Origin of the sequence: Nocardia sp. NPDC127526 (assembly GCF_042672265.1) — a bacterium.
GTDB lineage: Bacteria > Actinomycetota > Actinomycetes > Mycobacteriales > Mycobacteriaceae > Nocardia.
Window position 1 is genome coordinate 1 of the sequence record NZ_JBHXVO010000009.1, and the last position, 17,734, is coordinate 17,734.

Below are 17,734 nucleotides of genomic sequence, written 5' to 3' on the forward strand. Positions count from 1 at the left end.
CCCCCAGGTACAGCGAAGCGCCGCACCGGGATCAGGTGCGGCGCTTCGGTGTTTAGTGGTATCGCGGCCGAATGTCGCGAAAACAACTGCGGCCCCTGGTTCTTGGGAACCGGGGCCGCGAAATCCGGGGTTCTCGGACTAGCTGTGGTACGGCTCCGCGGAAACCAGCGTCACCTTCATGGTGTTGCCGTTCGGCAGGGTGTACTCGCGGGTTTCGCCGACCTTGGCGTTGATGAGCGCGCCACCCAACGGGGAGTTGGGGGAGTAGGTCTCCAGGTTGGCGTCGCCCAGGCCCTCTTCGCGGGTGGCGATGAGGAAGGTCTCGGTGTCGCTCTCATCGCCGTCGTAGTAGACCTTGACGACGGAACCCGGCAGCGCGACGCCCGACTTGGTCGGCGCCACACCCACCTTGGCGTTGTTGAGTAGTTCCTGCAGCTGGCGAATGCGCGCCTCCTGCTGGCCCTGCTCCTCACGCGCCGCGTGGTAGCCGCCGTTCTCCTTGAGGTCGCCTTCTTCGCGACGCTCGTTGATTTCGGCCGCGATGACCGGACGGTTGGCAATGAGCGCGTCGAGTTCGCCCTTGAGCCTCTCGTGCGACTCCGGTGTCAGCCAGGTCACGTTCGTCTCAGTCATCTCGATCACTCCCTAGTAGTTGTCCCCGGCGGGGCCGGGATTCCCTGATTTCCGCCGTCGTAACCATCCGAAAACGGGCACAACGGCAGTGGACGGCTAGAGCGATCCCTGGGGGAGATTCCCGACAGCGCCGGCCGCCAATGCAAGCAAACACGGCTCCGAACCCCGGAACCGTGTGTCGCGTCATTTTAGCACGATTCGCAAAGATGCAGGTAGAAGCATCAAAGCGGGTTGCGTACCGGACTTTTCACCCAGCGCGCAGATACGCGGGCACCTTCTCGCTACATCCGTAGATATTGCCCGCGCCGGCTCGCTCGATGGTCTTGACGACCGTGGTGAGGCGAACCGTGCCGTCCGTGGACGCCGGGACGAGAACCTCGCGGCGGCCGACTTCCACGCCGTCGGCGTCCAGGGCCCGAACGTAGCAGACCACGGGTGTCTCAGGATTCTTGCGGGTCAGTTTGAAGTCGACCTCGACCGTGGAGTCGTCCACCACGGTGTACCCGATGCGCTCCGGCTCGATGTCCTTCGGCCCGTATTGCTGATAGCCCAGGTAGGCGACGATTACTCCGGCGATCAGCACGCCCGCGCCCAGCAGGATCATGACCCAGCGACGCGCCGGCCGGGGCGCAGTTCCGTACCGGTCGGCCGGTCTTTCGCTCATGGCTGGACGCTCCCGGGGGGTAGGTCGGAACAAATCATCGTCGGATGGAACTATAGGGAACGGAGATCGGACACCACCGCGGCGTGCCGCGATTTCGATACGGCCTGGACTCGGCGGAGAGCATTGAGGTGAACACTGTGATCGGTGAGGTGAACGAGAAGTGAGTGGTCTTCGCCTCATGGCGGTACACGCCCATCCCGACGACGAATCCAGCAAGGGCGCGGCAACGACCGCGCGCTATGCCGCAGAGGGCAATGACGTCCTGGTCGTCACCCTGACCGGCGGCGAGCGCGGCGACATTCTGAACCCCGCCATGGACACCCCCGGCGTGCTGGAGCGCATTACCGAGGTGCGCCGCGAGGAGATGGCGGCGGCCGCCGAAGCGCTGGGCGTGCGCCAGACCTGGCTGGGCTTCGTGGATTCCGGCCTGCCGGAAGGCGATCCGCTGCCGCCGCTGCCCGAGGGCTGCTTCGCGCTGGTGCCCCTGGAGGAGGCCACCGAGGCGCTGGTGCGCGTGGTGCGCGAATTCAAGCCGCACGTCATGACCACCTATGACGAGATGGGCGGGTACCCGCACCCGGATCACATCATGTGCCACCAGGTTTCGATGGCGGCCTTCGAGGCGGCCGGGGATCCGGAGAAGTTCCCCGATGCCGGTGAGCCCTGGACGCCGTTGAAGCTGTACTACAACCACGGGTTCAGCCTCACCCGCCTGGAGGTCTTCGCCGACGAGTACCAGCGCATCGGCGAGCCGTTCCCCATGCAGGACTGGATGGATCGCATGCGCAAGTTCGCCGCCGAGCGCGGCGACATCATGGCCCGGGTCACCACCCAGGTGGAATGCGCCAAGTACTTCCCGCAGCGGGACGACGCCCTGCGCGCGCACGCCACCCAGATCGACCCCAATGGCGCCTTCTTCGCCATTCCGACGGAGCTGCAGCAGCGGTTGTGGCCCACGGAGGAATTCGAGCTGGCCAAGACCCGGGTGCGCACGGCCATTCCGGAAACCGACCTGTTCGCCGGCATCGACGACGCCGACACCGAGGACCCCGACCGATGATCCTGACCCTGCTCGCCCAGTCCCCGACCCAGCCCACCGGACCGGAGTTCGGCAAGGCGTCACCGCTGGGTCTCGTCATCGTCCTGGTCCTGCTGGCCGGCACCGTGCTGCTCGTGCGCAGCATGAACAAGCACATCAAGAACCTGCCGGCCACCTTCTCCCCGGAACATCCGGAACCGGACCAGGAAGCCGACGAGGGCACCGAGCACGGCATCACCAAGCGCGAGGCCGAGGAGCCGAAGACTCCGAAGCCGGAATCCGCCAACGGGGCTTGACGGCAGTTGTCACGCACCCCCGGTCCGGACGGACCGGGGGTGCGGTGCGTTCGGGGGTGAATGGCCCCGGGCGCGAGAGGTTCGGGCGTCCGAGATCGAGTCGGCGACGGTACGTGCTGCTCTGCCAGTTGAGCTACCGGGCCCATGGATTGGACCCGAGCGGGACTCGAACCCGCAACCAGCCGATTAAGAGTCGGAAGTAACCGCTGCCTGCGCACCGGACGCAGTTGCGACTGTAGCGGCCGGCACGGGGTCATCGCATTCGAATTTCCGTGGTGGCGAAGCGGTCTCGCATGTGAGGGTGGGATGGTGACGGATCGACTGGAGAACGAGATCGTCGGGGAGTATCTGCTCACCGCGCGGTCGCTGGCCGAGTATCGGGCCATGTTCGCGCTCACGGACGCCGAACTGAGCGGGCACATTCTCGACTGCCCCGGCGGGGCGGCGAGTTTCGCCTGTGAGGCAGTGGAATTCGGGGCGCGGACGGTGGCGGTGGACCCGGTGTACGCACAGCCCGCGGGGGAGTTGCGAGAGACGGCGCTGGCCGATACCGATCGCGGGAACGCCTGGTCGGCGGCGCATACCGGGGATTATCTGTGGGACTTCTACGATGGCGATCCGGCGGTGCACCGTCAGATGCGGCATCGGGCGGTGCGCCGGTTCGTGGCGGATCTGGTGGCCTGCCCGCAGCGCTACGTCGAAGCGGGACTGCCGTCACTTCCCTTCCCGGACAAGGAATTCGATCTCGTCCTCAGCTCGCATCTGCTGTTCACCTACGCCGACCGGCTGAAACCGGACTTCCACCTCGCCGCCCTGCTCGAACTGGCGCGGGTGAGCGCTGGGGAGGTGCGGGTGTATCCGCTGGTGGAGCATTCCGGGGCGGAGCTGACCGACCTGGTGGAGTGGCTGCGGGCGGAGCTCGACGGCAAGGGAATTCGCAGTGAGCTGCGGCCGACGGCCTTCTACGAGTTCCAGCGGGGCGCACGAGACATGCTGGTGCTCGGCTGAATCGGCGTGCGCGGCGACCGCGCCCGCCCGGGCCCCACTCCAAACCTCAACCGACCGCGCCCGCTCCGCGACTGCGGAGCGGGCGCGATCTGTTCACTTGTCAGAACGGCCAATCGGCGTTCTCGCCCGCCTCGATGAGCCGAATCATCGAGAAGGCGGAATCGGTCAGCCCGCCGAAGGCATGCCGGTTGGCCGACCCGCTCGGCGCGTGGCCGTACTGGTAGCCCGCCAGGTTCCAGGTGTAGAGCGGAACCGTCTTCGGCAGGGCCGCACCGACATCGCCGCCGGTGGCCTGCTCATCGGTGAGGATCACCACCCGGTCGTGACCGGAGAAGTGAGTGCGCACCGCGCGCGCGGTATCGGTGCCCGCGCCGATGAAGTACCCGTCGGACTTCCACCGCTCGACCGCCCGCAGCACCGGCTCGGCCTTCCGCAGCGGGAAGACCAGGCTGTCCGGATAGGTCTGGTTACCCCAGCGGCCGGCCTGCGAGTACGACACGATGTCCGCCCGCTCGCAGCGGCTCGCCAGCGCGATCCCGAAGACCACCGCCGCATCCCACCGGCGCAGGGTGCCGTCCCGGGAGAAGGTGGTCTCCATGGAACCGGAGGTGTCCACCAGCACCAGCGTCCGGCCCGGCAGCACCGGGACATTGGCCAGCGAGTGGGTCAGCGCCTGCTCCAGGGCGTGCCCCCACCGCAGCGAGGGCGCGGCCCGGTACGCGGACAGGAACCGCATGGGCAGCTGCCGCGAGCGCGCCACCTGCTCCGGATCCGCCAGCCGCGCGGCGACTTCCGCCGCTACGGTGTCCGAGACCTTCGCCTCGTCGAAGTTGCGGAGGTTACGCAAATGTGCCATGTAACCCATGGACGGGATGAGGGCTTCCCAGACCTTGGCGTCGAGCGGGCCCTGCAACCAGCCCGCCACGGACTCCCACGTCATCGCTGCCGAGCGCAGCGTTGCGCGGGCTCGATCGCCGTCCTCGAACAACGCGCGACGATCCGCCACCGGAGTCGCGAGCAGCTCTGCGCGGGCGCGCAGCGTGGGCAGCGCGTCCGGAATCGGGTTCTCGCGATTGTGGCGGCGGTCCAGCGCGTGCGCGAAAAGCGCACCCTGCCACGCCTTCTCGGGCGCGGGCGTCGGGTGCGTCAGATCGAGCACATCGCCGAAGCGGAAGGCGCGACCGGCGCTGTCCCACTTGGCCAGCGCCCGCTCGTCGTACAGGCGGCGCACGGCATCGCCGATGCCGCGCTTGACGGGCTTGGGCAGGTTGCGGCCGTAGGTGGCGTGCCAGTAGGCGATGAGCTCACCCGGCTCGTCGGCGCGCTGCAGGACGGAATCGATGACCTGACGCGACATTCCGGCCGCGCCCGCATCCAAGCGGGCCTTGGTGAACTCGGCGGCGCCGACCAGTGCGGCCGAGCGCATATTGGCGCTCGTGCGCAGCCAGCCGAGGAAGCGCGCGGTCCATTCCGGATCGGCGAGGGTGGCCTCCCGCACGAGCACCGCGAAGCGATTGTCGCGCTGATCGGCCGACTCGTAGAAGGTGTTCTCGCCGACCATGTTCGACACCGCCAGCAGGAACAGCTCACTGTGCACCGTGCGCGCGTAGCCGGGCGCACCCTCGTGGGTGCGGCCGGACGGCAGTCGCTCGCTGGTGATCGGCGAGGTGGCCGCGGGCGCACCGCGCAGCCGGGCGATATTGAACTTGGCCATAGGAATTCCCCCATAGTGCTGAGGGAGCGCGCGTGAAACGGCCCGAGTTCGAGGCGACGACGGAACTGCACCCGCCACCATGGGAGACCACGATGGCCCGGACTCGAACCAGCATGGGGTGCGTACCAGGAAGTATCCGTATGTCTGCGCACCGGGCCGGTGCACGTGTGCCCCCGAGATCGAAATCGGCGACGGTACAAGCCGCTCTACCAGGCTGAGCTACCGGGTCCGAAGATCCGGGCGGGATTCGAACCCGCGACATGCTCCATCTGAAGGAAGTAACCGTTGCCTGCGCACCGGGCGCGAGACCGACATTACGGAACCGATCTTGGCCCCGCATCCCATTTTTCGGGAGGGGGTTCAGCCGAGGGTAGGGGTGTCGTACAGGGTGAAACCGCCCTGGTCGTCGGAGTCGATTCCGGTGAACCGGCCGGCATTGAGGGGATTGTTGGCGAGGAAGCGCACGCACAAGCCGTCCGGGTCGATGATGTTGAGGAAGGCCCCGTATTCGCCGCGGTCGACCACCTCGTGGTGGGGGTAGTCGCGCTCGGCCGCTCGCGCGGCCAGCTGGTGCAGATCGTCCACCGACCCCACTTCGATGGCGAAGACATCGAATCCGGCGAGATCCGGCTTCCCGGCGCAGAATTCACGCTCGCGCAGCGCGATGCCGAAACCGGAGGCCGGGTGCATGAGCTGCGCGCCGCGCAGTTCGCCCTGTTCCCGGAATTCGGCGACGAGTTCGAGTTCGAGCAGGTCGCGGTACCAGGCGACGCTGCGGGCGAGATCGGTCACGGGGAGTTTGACGTGGCGGATGCGGGACAACGCGGCCATGCGTGGCTCCTGTCAGAGTGTCGAGGTGGTCAGTTCCGGGAGCGGTTCGGTGGTCGCCTCGAAGTGCGGGCCGGAACTCCGGTACTGCACATAGCCTGCCCAGAGTGTGCCCAATAGGCCAGCGGTCCCGAGCGCCGCACCCACCCAGGCCACCGACGCGAAGCCCAGACCGGCGCTGATGGCCATGCCGCCGAACATCGGCGCCAGGGTATTGCCGATATTGAAGGCCGCGGTATTGGTGGCGCCGACCAGGGTGGGCGCGCCGGGCGCGAGCACGAAGACCCGGGACTGCAGAACGGGATTGGTGACGTATCCGGCGATGCCGAGCACGAAGACCAGGCCGATCGTCACGACCGCGTGCGACGCCAGCAGCGCGAGCGCCGCGGAGGCGAGAACGAGTACGCCGATGCCGGTGGCGAGCGTGCGGATCGGGTAGTCCTGGGCGAGCCGCCCGCCCAGGGCCATGCCGATCAGCCCGCCGACGCCGAACAGCGCCAGCACCGCGGGCACCCAGCCTTCGGGTAGCCCGCTCACGTCGGTCAGGAGCGCGGCGAGATAGCTGAAGGTGACGATGACCGCACCGAAGGCGAACGCCGTGATGGCATAGGACAACCACAGCTGCGGCCGCGCCATTGCCCGCAATTCCGCACGGACCGTGCGGGTTTCGTCCTGTGTGCCGGCACCCGCGGGAATGGCGAGCAGCGCGCAGAGCAGGCTGATCAGGGTCAGCGCGGCCACACCCCAGAAAGCCGCTCGCCAACCGGCGAATTGGCTCAGCACGGTGCCCGCCGGAACCCCGACGATGGTGGCCAGGGTGAGCCCGCCGGCCACCACGGCGACCGCCTTGCCCTTGGCAGTCGCGGGCACGAGGGCGACCGCCGTGGCGACGGCGACGCCCCAGAACCCGGCGTAGGCCAGCGCGCTCACGATGCGAGTCGCGAACAGCACCCCGTAGTTCGGCGCCAGCGCGCTGGCCACGTGCGCGGCGATGAAGACGGCCTGCAGCGCGACCAGGGCGGTGCGGCGCGGCCAGCCCAGCGTGGCGATGGCGAGCAGCGGCGCGCCGACGACCATGCCGATGGCGAAGGCGGAGATGAGCAGTCCCGCGTCCGGTATGGAAACGCCGAGGTCGGCGGCCATTCCCGGGAGCAGTCCGGAGAGCATGAACTCCGAGGTTCCTTGGGTGAAGATTCCCAAGCCGAGTATGTAGACGGCCAAGGGCATGGGTGATTTCTCCTGTGTGCGTGGGGAAGTCGATGAGCGATCGATCGCGGCCGGGTGCGCTCGCCCGGCCCTGCGGTGGGCCCGGAAGGACGCTAACATGGTTTTGGATCAACTGCTACATAACTACCGACCTAGAGTGTGAGGCATGGCGAGGCCGCGGAAGTTCGACGAGACGCGCGCTGTCAACGCGGCGATGGACGCGTTCTGGCGGCGCGGATACGAGGCGATCTCGACGCGGGATCTGGCCGAGTGCACCGGGCTCGGTACGTCGAGCCTCTACAACACCTTCGGCGATAAACGCCAGCTGTATCTGCGGGCGCTGCGGCGGTACTACGAGACCAGCACCGCCGCGCAGATCGACCTGCTGAGCCGCCCCGGACCGGTCCGGGACCGGTTCCGGGAGCTCATGGTGCGGGCGATCGATATGGACCTGGCCGAGGCCGGCGCCGATGGCTCCGGCTGCTTCGCCATCAATGCCTCGATCGAGCGGGCGAGCACCGATCCCGAGGTGGCGCGCGAGGTGCGGCGGCACTTCGACGCGGTGGAAGAGGCTCTGCGCGAAGCGGTTTCGCGGGGCCAGCGCAGCGGTGAGATCGGCGCCGGCCGGGATGCCGCCACGCTGGCCCGCCAACTCCAGAGCACGTACTACGGATTGCGGGTGCTCGCCCCGATCCAGCGGGATCGGCAGTCCCTGCTCGGTGTGGTGGAGGCCGCGCTGGCCGCGCTCTGACTCACGCTGACCGATGTGCATTCATCCACTGATTGCGGGCTGCTGTGTAGATTTCACTAGGTGTTGACCATCAGTCGGCTTGTTGCTGATCCCGCGCTGGGGCTGCGTGTGATGACCCCGGAGCTCACCGAGCGGCTGGAAGCCGAGATCGGCTGGCTGCACACGACCGAGCTGGCGGACCCCTCGCCGTACGTTCGGCCCGGCGAGTTGGTGATGACCAATGGTCTGTGGCTGGCGCATGTTCCGGCGGAGGGCTTCGTGGACGCCATTGTGCGGGCGGGGGCGGCCGGGCTGGTGTTCGGGCTCACGGCGCAGATGCCCGAGTTGCCGGAGGGGCTTGCGGCGCTGTGTGTCTCGCGGGGGCTGCCATTGGTGGAGCTGTGTATCGGGGTGCCGTTCGCGGCGCTCACGCGGGCGGCTGCGCGGATTCAGAACGAGGTGCTGCAGGCGGAGCTGACCGCTACCGTGCATCGGGGTGATGCATTGGCCACCGCGTTGTCGCGGGGGAGCGGGGCGGCCGGGGTGCTCGAAATCCTGCGTGGTGAAACGGAATTGCCGTTGCTGGTCATCGATCGCAAGGGGCGGTGCTTGGCCAGTATCGGATGTGAGCCGACCGATGAGCAGGTCCGTCTCGCCGCCGCGGCGCTCAATCGCACGCCGCCGCCGATCGAGGTGGATCTGGGTTCCGGGCCGTCGGCGCTCTACTTGATCGAGGGCGCGATGGGGGAGATCGACGCCGGGCTGTACTGCCTGGAGCCGGCCGGGCGGTTGGGCGCGGCGGATCGGGAGGCGCTGGCTCAGGCCGCGCGGTTCCTGAGCCTGGAGGTCACCAAACAGCAGGCGGTGCACGCCATCGAGGCGCGCTTCGCGGCCGAGCTGCTGGAGATGATCCTGTCCGGACCGCGGCGCAGCGGTGAGGTGGGGCAGCGGCTGCGCGCCTACGGGGTGCCGTCGGACCGGCCGCTGGGCGTTTTCGCGCTGGCCTCGGTGGCCGCGCCCGGGGCTGTCGGCCTGCCGGCGGACGAGATCGCCCATGGGGCAGGCGTTTTCTTCGCCGCGCACGGTACGCCGGTGTTCACCGCGGCGGGCAGCCGGGATGTGGTGGCGGTGTGCCCGTGGGACGGTACGGCGGAGGAGTTGACGCGCTTCGCCGGTGAGCTGTCGGCGGAGGTCCGCAGGCGCACGGCGGCCGCCCGGGTGGTCGTGGGGGTGGGCGAGATCGCCTCCGGCGTGGGCGCTTTGCGGGAGCCGCTGGTGCGGGCCCGGGAAGTGTGCCAGGTGCTGCGCGCGCAGGACGGTCCGGATACCGCCACCTTCGCCGATATCGCGACCTTCCGCATGCTGCTCGGCCTGCTCGACGAGCAAGTGCTGCAACGGTTCTCCGAGCAGGTGCTCGGCATCATCCGTGAGCACGACGCCCGCGCGCACACCGAGCTGGAGCACACCCTGCGCACCTTCCTGGCCAATGACGGCCAGTGGGGCGTGACCGCCGCGGCCCTGCACGTCCACGTCAACACCCTGCGCAATCGGATGGCCCGGATCACCGAGCTGACCGGACGCAATGTCAACCGCCTCGCGGACACCGTCGACCTGTTCCTGGCGCTGGCCGCGGAGACCGCCGGACCGGGCGCCGCATCCCACTGAACGATGCGGCGACCGGGTGGGATCAGCGCGGGTACACCTCGGGATCCACCTGGTAGACCGGCACCGTGCGATGCGGTGTCGCGGCATCCGCGCGCGCCCGGGCGGCCACGTCCCGGCAGCGCGCGAAGGTCACGTCCCCGCATTCCTGCGCGTAGCCGATGAGGCGGCGCAGCGCCAGCATGCGGCCCGGCCGTCCGGTGAGGAACGGGTGCATGCACACATTGAAAAGGCAGCCGTAGTGCCGCATTCCGTCGAGTTCGGCGCGCCACATCTCCTCGACCTTGAGCGGTGATTCGATGACCGCGCCGATTTTCGGTTCGGGCAGGTAGGCGTACTGCTCCCAATCGTCCAGCGACCAGTGCACCGGCAGCTCCACCACCGGCGCGTGCGGGCCGTCGACGAGATAGGGCCGGTCGTCGCCCATCAGGGAGGAGTCGTAGGCCAGGCCGTATTCGGCTACCAGGCTCAGGGTTTCGCGGCTGGCGCTCCACATGGCCGCCCGATGCCCGGCGATCTCGATGCCCTGGGCGGCGAAAACATCCAGTGCGCGTGCGAAATCCACGCGTTCGGCGCCGGGCGGCAGCGAGGTGGGCGCACGGTGGCTGTAGGAGTGGTGCGCCACCTCGTGCCCGCGGTCCACGATCGAGCGTGCCAGGCCCGGACGCTGTTCGGCCACCCAGCCGGGCACGAAGAACGTTGCGGGCACGGACATCTCATCGAGCAGGTCGAGGATCCGCGGCACGCCGACATCCGGTCCGTAGGACTGGTGCGACATCACCATGGGGTGATCGGCGAAGTGCCGTCCCTCCGCGAGGATGGGCGTCTCGGCGTCGACGTCGAAGGTGAGCGTCGCCACGGCGGCCGCGCCGCGGGTCCAGGGCTGGTCGGTCATGCGCGCTGTCGTGCGCGCCACGCCGCGGTGGTGTCCAGGTTGGCCATGGGATGGAGCATCTCACGATCGAAGGGCGCGAGTTCCGCCCCGGTCGCGACCTTGCGCGGCAGGTCGGGATTCGCCAGTGCGCCCGTGCCGAGGGACAGCACGTCGGCGTGCCCGCCGGTCAGCACATCGGCGGCCTGGGGCAGGGCGTGCATGCCGCCATTGGCGATGACCGGCCGCCCGGAGACCTCGCGGGCCAGGGCGGTGATGGTGGTGCCGTCGGGGAAGCGCGCGGTCTCCAGGAAATTGCGGCCCTCGCTGGCAATGTGCAGATAGGTCGCGTCGGCGGCCACCGCCTCGAAAACGATCCGCGCGTCGGCGGCGCCGCCGGGCCAGCGGTAGGTGAAGTCGTTGACCTTGGTCTGCGACAGCCGCACCCCGATGGGGAAGTCGCCGAGCGCCTCCCGCAGGGCTCGCAGCACCCGAGCGGTCAGGCGGATGCGATTCGCCACCGGGCCGCCGTATTCGTCGGTGCGCTGATTGGTGTAGTCGGTGAGGAACTGATCGAGCAGGTAGCCGTTGGCCGCGTGGATCTCGATGCCGTCGAAACCGGCGGCGCGGGCGTTCCCGGCGGCGGCGACGTAACCGGCGATGACCTCCTCGATATCGGCGGCGGTCATCTCCCGCGGCGCGTTCCACGGTCCGCCGACGCCGCCGTAGTCCTCCATCATCCGGCCGCGCGGCGGCACGGGCGAGGGTCCGATGGTCTCGAAGCCGTAGGCATTGCCCTGCGAGATCGCCCCGGCGTGCATGAGCTGCGCGATGATCGGAGCGCCCGCGTCGTGCACGGCCTCCACCACCGCCCGCCAGCCGGCGGTGTGCTCCGCGGTGACCAGGCCGGGCTGATTGAGATAGCCCTGGCTGTGCGCGGCATCCGGGTAGATGCCCTCGGTGATGATCAGGCCGAAGCCGCCAGCCGCGTATTCGCGGTAGTAGTCGGCCATCTGGGCGGTCGGCGTGCCGTCGGGCGTGGCGGAGATGCGGGTCATGGGCGCGACGGCGTAGCGGTTGCGCAGCGCCAGCGGGCCGAGGTCGTAGGGCTCCAGCGCGGGGTGGGCCAGATCGGTTTCAGTGCTGGTCATGGCTGTTGTTCTCCTCGGTGATGGGGGCGAGCACGGTCAGGGCCAGCGGGGTGGGGCCGGCGCCATTGATGACGTTGTGGTCCTGCGGGCAGGACGAGACGACGACGAGGCAGTCCATCTCGGCGCGCAGGGTGATGGAATCGCCCGGGGCGGTGGCCGCTTCGAGCCAGGACAGCTCGCCGTCGGCGGCGACGGGGATGCGCATGAAGACATTGATGGGCTGCGGAATGTGGGTCAGCGCGGGATGGCCGTGCGCGGCCATGGCCCGGCGCAGATTGTCCGCGCAGCTCGCGTGATCCGGATCCCCGTAGGCCGCATAGCGTTCCGGATCGCAGGCGGCGATCAGCATGTCGTGCGCGCCCGGCGAGGTGTCGGCCAGATAGGTGAGGATCGGGCGGCGGCGATTGGTCAGGAAGGCTTGGCCGAGCGCCGGGAACAGGCGGCTGGTGTGGGTGCGGGTGTGCGCGGCGCTGTGGTGCTCGGTGATGTCCTCGACGTTGTAGGCGAACACATCTCCGACCTGACCGCCGTCGATGTCGGTGATGCGCAGGCGCTCGCCGGTGCGCAATACCACCGATCCGGCCTGTCTGGCCGGGATGGTCACCGGCTCGGAGTAGCTCAACGCTGTCATGCCGTTCAGTTAACAGAGCCGAAGCGGTCGGCGGCTATGGAGATATCCACAGCATTGACCATATTCGATGGATATTCGCACATGCACACGCCGTCGCAGGCGCGATAGCGTGCGTTGTATGACCACCGCTACCGCATTGGCGCGGGCCCTCACGGACGGCGAGACCACCTCGGCGCAACTGGTCGCCGCCGCCATCGACCGTGCCCGGCAACCCGATTCGGCCGCGGTGCTGATCACCGTCACCGGTGAGCGCGCCCGCTACCAGGCCGCGGCGAGCGATTCGCGAATCGCGCGCGGCGCCCGCCGCGGCCCGCTCGACGGAGTGCCCATCGCCTGGAAGGACGTGTTCGACGTCCAGGGCGCGGTCACCACCTGCGGTTCGGCCAGCCACCTGCACGATGAGCCCGCCGCCGTGGACAGTCATCTGGTGCGGCGGGCGCACAACGTCGGGTTGGTGACCATCGGCAAGACCAATCTCAGCGAGTTCGCCTTCTCGGGTCTCGGCATCAATCGCTACTTCGGCACGCCCGTCAACCCGCTCGACCTGGAACTGGTCCCGGGCGGGTCCTCTTCCGGCTCTGCCGTCGCCGTTGCCCGCGGCATCGTGCCGCTGGCGGTCGGCACCGACACCTCGGGATCCGTGCGGGTGCCCGCCGCCCTGTGCGGAATCATCGGATATCGCGCCAGCCCGGGCAGATACGGCGCGCACGACTTCGCGCCGCTGTCTGCGACGCTCGACAGTGCCGGAGTCTTCGCGACGACCGTCGAGGATCTCCTGGCGCTGGATCGCGTTCTGCTGCCCACGGCGTCTCGGTCGGCCCCGGCGACCCCGCAATTCGTTGTGCCCGTGGGCGAATGGTCGGAGGACACCGAACCGCTGATCGCCGCCGACTTCGCCGCCGCCGTGACCGAACTCCGGGACGCGGGCGCCGACATTCGATTTCGCCATCTGCCGCCGCTCGCCGAGGCCGCGAAGCTCATGGACGACAACGGCACAATCGTCGGCGCCGAGGCCTACCGGCTGCACGGTCACCGCCTCGGCTCGACCATGCCGATCGAACCCGCCACCCGCCGGCGTCTCGAAAGCAACAGGCACACAGCTGATTCCATCGGACCCGTGTACGCCCGCACGACTGCCCTGCGTGCCGAGTTCGCCGCGGAACTCGGCGCGGCCACGCTGTTGTGCCCGACCGTGCGCCGGTTCCCGCCGCCGATCGCGGACCTGCAATCCGATCCGGATCGCTACGACAGCGCCAATATCGAAATCCTGCGCACCACTATGGCTCTCAGCTATCTGGGCGCCTGCGGTGTCAGCGTGCCCGCCGCCGTCGTGAGGCCCGGACCCCGCGCCGGAATCCTGTTGTCCCGCCCATCCGGCGATGACGCCGCCCTGCTGGACTCCGCGGCATGGTTGCAGCGCGTCACGGCGCTTCGACGTTCGTAGCTCCGGCCTTCGGTCAGTCCGACGCCGGAGGGGCGGTGTCGAGTGCGGTCTCGGCGCGGTCGGCGATCGCGCCCGCAACGGGGTTGCCCGCCACTTCGGTTCGGGCTCTGGCGAGGTAGTCGCGGGCGTCCGGATGGCCGGTGCGGGCCGCGGCCTCCGCCCGCAGGGCGACGTACCAGTGCCGCCAGATCCAGATGACCTGCTGGTCGAGCTCGTCCGGGTCGGTGGCGAGGGCCGCCATGGCCTGGTCGGGGCGTTTGTGGTGGAGGTGCAGGATGGCGTCGAAAACGGCTGTGTAGGCGGCCTTCTGGTCGGGGGTCGCGCCGAGTTCGCCGATGATGGACAGCCAGGTGAACCGGGCCGGATCGTCACCGCGCAGGCCGTGGACCAGCGCCACGGCGGCCGCGGCGGTGGCGAGGGTGGGTGCGTGCGGGCGGCCGGAGAGTTCCCAGGCGTCGAGGAAACGCCTGCTGCCCGCGAGTACTTCATCGGTATTGCCCGCGAGGGCGTCCGCCACCAGCAGCCGGGAGGTGGCGAAGTCGCCCTGTTCGGCGAGCAGTGGCAGGTCGCGCAGGTGTTCACCCCATTGGCGGGCGCGTTCCAGATCGCCCACGCCGATACAGATGTCGGCGGCCTCGGCGAGCGCGTTGACGCGTTCGAGCGCGCCGGCGGGCGTCATCGGGACGGCGGCGAGGAGTTCCACCCGCCGGCGGGTCGTCTCCGCGGTGGCGAAGATGTCCCCGGCCCAGCATTGGGCGGCGGCGAGCGCGTCGAGAGCCGCGCTGAGCGCCAGGGGCTCGCCGGTCGCCCGTGCCAGCTCGACGGCCCGCTCGGCCAGTGCGATCGCCTTGTGCGCGGACGATTCCGGATCGTCCGGCGTCGCATCCGCGGTGCCGAGTACACCGCATTCGGCCAGTGCCACCGCGGCCGCGGCGGCGGGATCATCGCCGGCCAATGCCCGGGCCCGCTCGAGCAAGGCCGCGGCCTCGCTCGGCGGGAGTGGCTCGGAGAATGCGCCGGACCACCGGAAGACGGTAATCGCGGCCGTTGCCAGATCGCGCGCTGCTGCCGCTGAATTACCGGCCGCCGCCCTCGAATCACCCGCTGTCGCCGCTGAATTGCCTGCGATCGCCGCTGAATTATCCGCTGCCGCAGCTGAATTACCCGCTGCCGTAGCCGAATCACTCGCTGTCAGTGCGATTTCCGCGGCGGCCCGGTACAGGCGGTACATGTCCTCGCCGCGCATGCGGCACCCCGCCACCTCGGCCGCGTGGCGCAGGTCCGCCGCGACCGCGGCCGGGTCGGTGGCCAGCGCCGCTGCCTGTTCGTAGCGAATCTGGGACTCCCCGAGCAGATTCCGGTCGAAGGCCAGCCGGGCCAGGGTCTCCGCCAGGGTGTGCGCGTCGGCGCGATGCGCGTTCTGTTCCGCCGCCCAGGCCAAGGCCGACCGAATGTCATCGGCCACCGCGTCGAACCGGGTGCGCCAGCCGCCGTCGCCGCGCGGTGCCGGCGCGGCCGGGGCGCCGCTGGTGCGCGGTGCGGATGCGGCCAGTTCGGCGGCGGTGGCCAAGCACCAACGCAGATGGCGCGCAAGGGTTCCCGGGAGCTCGCCGGTCTCGACGAGCTGCTCCGACTCGTACTGCCGGATGGTCTCCAGCGCCCGATATCGCGTGCCGCTCGGGGACGGCACGGCGGTGAGCAGGCTCTGCTCGGTCAGCCGCGCCAGGCCCTCGGTCACCGTATTCGGTTTGAGCGGTGCGAATCCGGCCACCGCGGTGGCATCGGCGGCGGTGAACGGCGCGACGAAGACCGCGATGCGGCGCAGCAGGCAGCGGTCCCACGCGGTCAGCAGGTCCTGGCTCCAGTCCAGCATGGCCCGCACGGACCGGTGCCGGTCGTCGGCGCGACGCCCGCCGACCAGTAGCCGCAGCGGATCGGCGAGGCTCGCGGCCAGGCCGTCCAGGCCGAGGGTGGGCAGCCGCGCGGCCGCGAGCTCGATCGGCAGCGCCAATCCGTCGAGGCGCTGGCAGATCTCGGACACCTGGTCGTACTGCTCGGGACTCACCGGCCAGCCCAGCGCGGCCGCCCGGTCCAGGAACAGCGCGATGGCATCCGCGGCCGAGTCGTCGAGCGAGAGCGGCGGAACGTTGTAGACCTGCTCGAAGGGCACCATGAGCCGGGCCCGGCTGGTGGCGAGGACGGTCACCCGCGGGCAGCCGGCGAGCAGGCGTTCGATGAACGGCGCCAGGCCCTCGCGCAGATGCTCGCAATTGTCGAGGACCAGCAGGGTGTGGCGGCCGGCGAGCACGGTCAGCACCGAATCGTCGATGCTGCGTCCCGGCTGCTCGCCGAGGCCGAGCGCCCGGGCCACCGCGGCGCCCGCCATCCCCGGATCGGTGACCGGCACGAGATCGACGAACCATGCGCCATCGGCGAATTCACCCGCCAGATCCGCGGCGACGGCCAGGGCCAGCCGGGTCTTGCCGACGCCGCCGGGGCCCAGCGCGGTCACGTGCCGCTGCGCGGCGACGGCCTCCCGCAGCGCGGCGCGCTCGGCGGCCCGGCCGATGAACGAGGTCAGCGGCGAGGGCAGGACGGCGACCGCCTCGCTCGCCGGTTCGTCCCCGATGAGTTCGGCCGCGCGCCCGGCGAGGGCCCGGCGGTCGGGTACGCCGACCTTGCGCAGCAGCGAGGACACATGCGTTTCCACGGTGCGCACCGAGATATAGAGCTGGGCGGCGATCTCGGCATTGCTGCGATGCTGCCCGACGAGAGTCAGGACCTCGGCCTCCCGGTCCGAGATCCCGGCGGAGACCTTCTGCTTCGACACCGTCCCATTCTCACGTATCGGCGGGTCGCCGGCGCGGCAGTCGGATTACGTACTCGTTCAGTGGTGGGATCCGTGGTCAGCACGGATGTTGCGCCGTCCGCCCGTCCCTACCGTTGTTCCCATGACGAACGACGAACGGACCGAAGGCGGAACGGCTATCAAAACCGTTCTCCATCCCGTCTCCGACCTGGCGAAAGCCAAGCAGGTGTACACCGCACTGCTGGGTGTGCCGCCGCACATCGACGGCACCTTCTACGTCGGCTTCGAGGTCCACGGCCAGCACATCGGGCTGGTGCCCGGCGGCGGGCCGCAGGGCATGACCGCCCCGGTCGCCTACTGGCACGTGCCGGATATCGAGGCGAAGCTCGCCGAGGTCACCGCCGCCGGCGCCACCGTCCGGGAGCCCGTGCGCCATGTCGGCGAGGGCCGCCGCGTCGCCACCGTCATCGATCCGGACGGCAATGTCCTCGGTCTGCTGCAAGACCGCTCGCACTGATCACCGATAACACAGATAACAAAGGAATCGACATGACCACCCAGACCGCCACCCGCACCAATGGCAAGCCCAAGACCACCGTCGGCTTCTCGGCCGAGGAACGCGCCGCCATGAAAGAGCACGCCAAGGAGCTGAAGGCGGCCGCGCGCCGCGGCGCCAAGGCCGATCTCGAGGGCGATGTCCTCGCCAAGATCGCCGAGATGCAGGATTCGGATCGTGTACTGGCCGAACGCATTCACGCCATCGTCAAGGCCCACGCCCCGGAACTGTCCCCGAAGCTCTGGTACGGCATGCCCTCCTACGCCCGCGACGGCAAGGTCGTCGTCTTCTTCCAGTCCGCGGAGAAGTTCAAGGCCCGCTACGCCACCCTCGGCTTCAACGACTCCGCCCGCCTCGACGACGGCGCGCTCTGGCCCACCGCCTTCGCCCTGACCACTCTGAGCGCCGCCGACGAGACGTTCATCGGCGAACTCGTCAAGCGCGCCGCCGCCTGACAACCCCCGGACATCCGGCCTGCCACCCCTGGGCGGC

General features: G+C 69.4%; 17 protein-coding genes and 1 tRNA gene. 8 read left to right on the forward strand and 10 right to left on the reverse strand.

Annotated features, from left to right (window positions below; translation table 11 throughout):
* Window positions 1-138: 138 nt before the first annotated feature.
* Together greA and ACFVIV_RS17695 are read right to left on the reverse strand one after the other, a co-directional pair.
* Window positions 139-633 (reverse strand): transcription elongation factor GreA, encoded by a 495-nt coding sequence (gene greA, locus ACFVIV_RS17690; RefSeq protein WP_067534175.1) that lies wholly within the window; start codon window positions 631-633, stop codon window positions 139-141.
* Window positions 634-880: 247 nt separating this feature from the next.
* Window positions 881-1,297 carry a DUF4307 domain-containing protein gene (locus tag ACFVIV_RS17695; protein WP_379197462.1) on the reverse strand — a complete coding sequence of 139 codons (417 nt, stop codon included), beginning with the start codon at window positions 1,295-1,297 and terminating at the stop codon, window positions 881-883.
* A gap of 178 nt (window positions 1,298-1,475) precedes the next feature.
* On the opposite strand from ACFVIV_RS17695, the gene mca reads away from it, so the two are divergent.
* A complete protein-coding gene (gene mca / locus ACFVIV_RS17700) occupies window positions 1,476-2,357 on the forward strand; it encodes a mycothiol conjugate amidase Mca (protein ID WP_379197856.1) in 882 nt (293 codons plus the stop codon).
* Complete coding sequence (locus tag ACFVIV_RS17705) at window positions 2,354-2,632, forward strand: hypothetical protein (RefSeq protein ID WP_379197464.1); 279 nt, start codon at window positions 2,354-2,356, stop codon at window positions 2,630-2,632. The genes mca and ACFVIV_RS17705 overlap by 4 nt, the downstream gene beginning before the upstream one ends.
* 150 nt (window positions 2,633-2,782) lie before the next feature.
* On the opposite strand, the gene ACFVIV_RS17710 is transcribed toward ACFVIV_RS17705, so the two are convergent.
* Window positions 2,783-2,851 (reverse strand) — tRNA-Lys (locus ACFVIV_RS17710).
* Window positions 2,852-2,938: 87 nt separating this feature from the next.
* Between ACFVIV_RS17710 and ACFVIV_RS17715 the strand changes: the two genes are divergently transcribed.
* A complete protein-coding gene (locus ACFVIV_RS17715) occupies window positions 2,939-3,640 on the forward strand; it encodes a methyltransferase domain-containing protein (RefSeq protein WP_379197466.1) in 702 nt (233 codons plus the stop codon).
* Between the two features lie 100 nt (window positions 3,641-3,740).
* On the opposite strand, the gene ACFVIV_RS17720 is transcribed toward ACFVIV_RS17715, so the two are convergent.
* The 3 genes from ACFVIV_RS17720 to ACFVIV_RS17730 all read right to left on the reverse strand — a co-directional run bounded on the left by ACFVIV_RS17720 (window position 3,741) and on the right by ACFVIV_RS17730 (window position 7,409).
* Window positions 3,741-5,354, reverse strand: coding sequence for a TROVE domain-containing protein (locus ACFVIV_RS17720; protein ID WP_379197468.1), 1,614 nt, complete (start codon window positions 5,352-5,354; stop codon window positions 3,741-3,743).
* A 360-nt stretch (window positions 5,355-5,714) separates the two neighbouring features.
* Window positions 5,715-6,185 (reverse strand): VOC family protein, encoded by a 471-nt coding sequence (locus tag ACFVIV_RS17725; protein ID WP_379197470.1) that lies wholly within the window; start codon window positions 6,183-6,185, stop codon window positions 5,715-5,717.
* A 12-nt stretch (window positions 6,186-6,197) separates the two neighbouring features.
* Window positions 6,198-7,409, reverse strand: coding sequence for a Cmx/CmrA family chloramphenicol efflux MFS transporter (locus ACFVIV_RS17730; protein WP_379197472.1), 1,212 nt, complete (start codon window positions 7,407-7,409; stop codon window positions 6,198-6,200).
* Window positions 7,410-7,554: 145 nt separating this feature from the next.
* Between ACFVIV_RS17730 and ACFVIV_RS17735 the strand changes: the two genes are divergently transcribed.
* Both ACFVIV_RS17735 and ACFVIV_RS17740 read left to right on the forward strand, forming a co-directional pair.
* Window positions 7,555-8,139: a TetR/AcrR family transcriptional regulator gene (locus tag ACFVIV_RS17735; RefSeq protein ID WP_379197474.1), complete on the forward strand. Its 585-nt coding sequence runs from the start codon at window positions 7,555-7,557 to the stop codon at window positions 8,137-8,139.
* A gap of 60 nt (window positions 8,140-8,199) precedes the next feature.
* Window positions 8,200-9,783 (forward strand): PucR family transcriptional regulator, encoded by a 1,584-nt coding sequence (locus ACFVIV_RS17740; RefSeq protein ID WP_379197476.1) that lies wholly within the window; start codon window positions 8,200-8,202, stop codon window positions 9,781-9,783.
* Between the two features lie 22 nt (window positions 9,784-9,805).
* On the opposite strand, the gene ACFVIV_RS17745 is transcribed toward ACFVIV_RS17740, so the two are convergent.
* The 3 genes from ACFVIV_RS17745 to ACFVIV_RS17755 are packed head-to-tail and all read right to left on the reverse strand — an operon-like array spanning window position 9,806 to window position 12,433.
* Window positions 9,806-10,675 (reverse strand): polysaccharide deacetylase, encoded by an 870-nt coding sequence (locus ACFVIV_RS17745; protein WP_379197478.1) that lies wholly within the window; start codon window positions 10,673-10,675, stop codon window positions 9,806-9,808.
* Window positions 10,672-11,802, reverse strand: a complete 1,131-nt coding sequence (locus ACFVIV_RS17750) for an NADH:flavin oxidoreductase (RefSeq protein ID WP_379197480.1) — start codon at window positions 11,800-11,802, stop codon at window positions 10,672-10,674. Before ACFVIV_RS17750 ends, ACFVIV_RS17745 begins: the two co-directional genes overlap by 4 nt.
* Entirely contained in the window at window positions 11,789-12,433 is a 645-nt protein-coding gene (locus ACFVIV_RS17755; RefSeq protein ID WP_379197482.1) for a DUF1989 domain-containing protein, read from the reverse strand. The genes ACFVIV_RS17750 and ACFVIV_RS17755 overlap by 14 nt, the downstream gene beginning before the upstream one ends.
* Before the next feature lie 118 nt (window positions 12,434-12,551).
* Between ACFVIV_RS17755 and ACFVIV_RS17760 the strand changes: the two genes are divergently transcribed.
* Entirely contained in the window at window positions 12,552-13,877 is a 1,326-nt protein-coding gene (locus ACFVIV_RS17760; protein ID WP_379197484.1) for an amidase family protein, read from the forward strand.
* A 13-nt stretch (window positions 13,878-13,890) separates the two neighbouring features.
* Here the strand turns inward: ACFVIV_RS17760 and ACFVIV_RS17765 are convergent, their stop codons facing one another.
* A complete protein-coding gene (locus ACFVIV_RS17765) occupies window positions 13,891-16,707 on the reverse strand; it encodes an ATP-binding protein (RefSeq protein ID WP_379197486.1) in 2,817 nt (938 codons plus the stop codon).
* 121 nt (window positions 16,708-16,828) lie between these two features.
* Between ACFVIV_RS17765 and ACFVIV_RS17770 the strand changes: the two genes are divergently transcribed.
* Window positions 16,829-17,203 carry a VOC family protein gene (locus ACFVIV_RS17770; RefSeq protein ID WP_379197488.1) on the forward strand — a complete coding sequence of 125 codons (375 nt, stop codon included), beginning with the start codon at window positions 16,829-16,831 and terminating at the stop codon, window positions 17,201-17,203.
* A 32-nt stretch (window positions 17,204-17,235) separates the two neighbouring features.
* Window positions 17,236-17,697, forward strand: coding sequence for an iron chaperone (locus ACFVIV_RS17775; RefSeq protein WP_379197490.1), 462 nt, complete (start codon window positions 17,236-17,238; stop codon window positions 17,695-17,697).
* The last annotated feature ends 37 nt before the right edge of the window (window positions 17,698-17,734 follow it).

Bases quoted from the DNA above. Each gene is read 5' to 3' on its own strand.
- ACFVIV_RS17725 (WP_379197470.1), bottom strand. From the start codon at position 6,185: ATGGCCGCGTTGTCCCGCATCCGCCACGTCAAACTCCCCGTGACCGAT.
- ACFVIV_RS17730 (WP_379197472.1), bottom strand. From the start codon at position 7,409: ATGCCCTTGGCCGTCTACATACTCGGCTTGGGAATCTTCACCCAAGGA.
- ACFVIV_RS17695 (WP_379197462.1), bottom strand. From the start codon at position 1,297: ATGAGCGAAAGACCGGCCGACCGGTACGGAACTGCGCCCCGGCCGGCG.
- ACFVIV_RS17775 (WP_379197490.1), top strand. From the start codon at position 17,236: ATGACCACCCAGACCGCCACCCGCACCAATGGCAAGCCCAAGACCACC.
- ACFVIV_RS17745 (WP_379197478.1), bottom strand. From the start codon at position 10,675: ATGACCGACCAGCCCTGGACCCGCGGCGCGGCCGCCGTGGCGACGCTC.
- ACFVIV_RS17760 (WP_379197484.1), top strand. From the start codon at position 12,552: ATGACCACCGCTACCGCATTGGCGCGGGCCCTCACGGACGGCGAGACC.
- ACFVIV_RS17750 (WP_379197480.1), bottom strand. From the start codon at position 11,802: ATGACCAGCACTGAAACCGATCTGGCCCACCCCGCGCTGGAGCCCTAC.
- ACFVIV_RS17720 (WP_379197468.1), bottom strand. From the start codon at position 5,354: ATGGCCAAGTTCAATATCGCCCGGCTGCGCGGTGCGCCCGCGGCCACC.
- ACFVIV_RS17715 (WP_379197466.1), top strand. From the start codon at position 2,939: ATGGTGACGGATCGACTGGAGAACGAGATCGTCGGGGAGTATCTGCTC.
- mca (WP_379197856.1), top strand. From the start codon at position 1,476: ATGGCGGTACACGCCCATCCCGACGACGAATCCAGCAAGGGCGCGGCA.
- ACFVIV_RS17705 (WP_379197464.1), top strand. From the start codon at position 2,354: ATGATCCTGACCCTGCTCGCCCAGTCCCCGACCCAGCCCACCGGACCG.
- ACFVIV_RS17755 (WP_379197482.1), bottom strand. From the start codon at position 12,433: ATGACAGCGTTGAGCTACTCCGAGCCGGTGACCATCCCGGCCAGACAG.
- ACFVIV_RS17770 (WP_379197488.1), top strand. From the start codon at position 16,829: ATGACGAACGACGAACGGACCGAAGGCGGAACGGCTATCAAAACCGTT.
- greA (WP_067534175.1), bottom strand. From the start codon at position 633: ATGACTGAGACGAACGTGACCTGGCTGACACCGGAGTCGCACGAGAGG.
- ACFVIV_RS17735 (WP_379197474.1), top strand. From the start codon at position 7,555: ATGGCGAGGCCGCGGAAGTTCGACGAGACGCGCGCTGTCAACGCGGCG.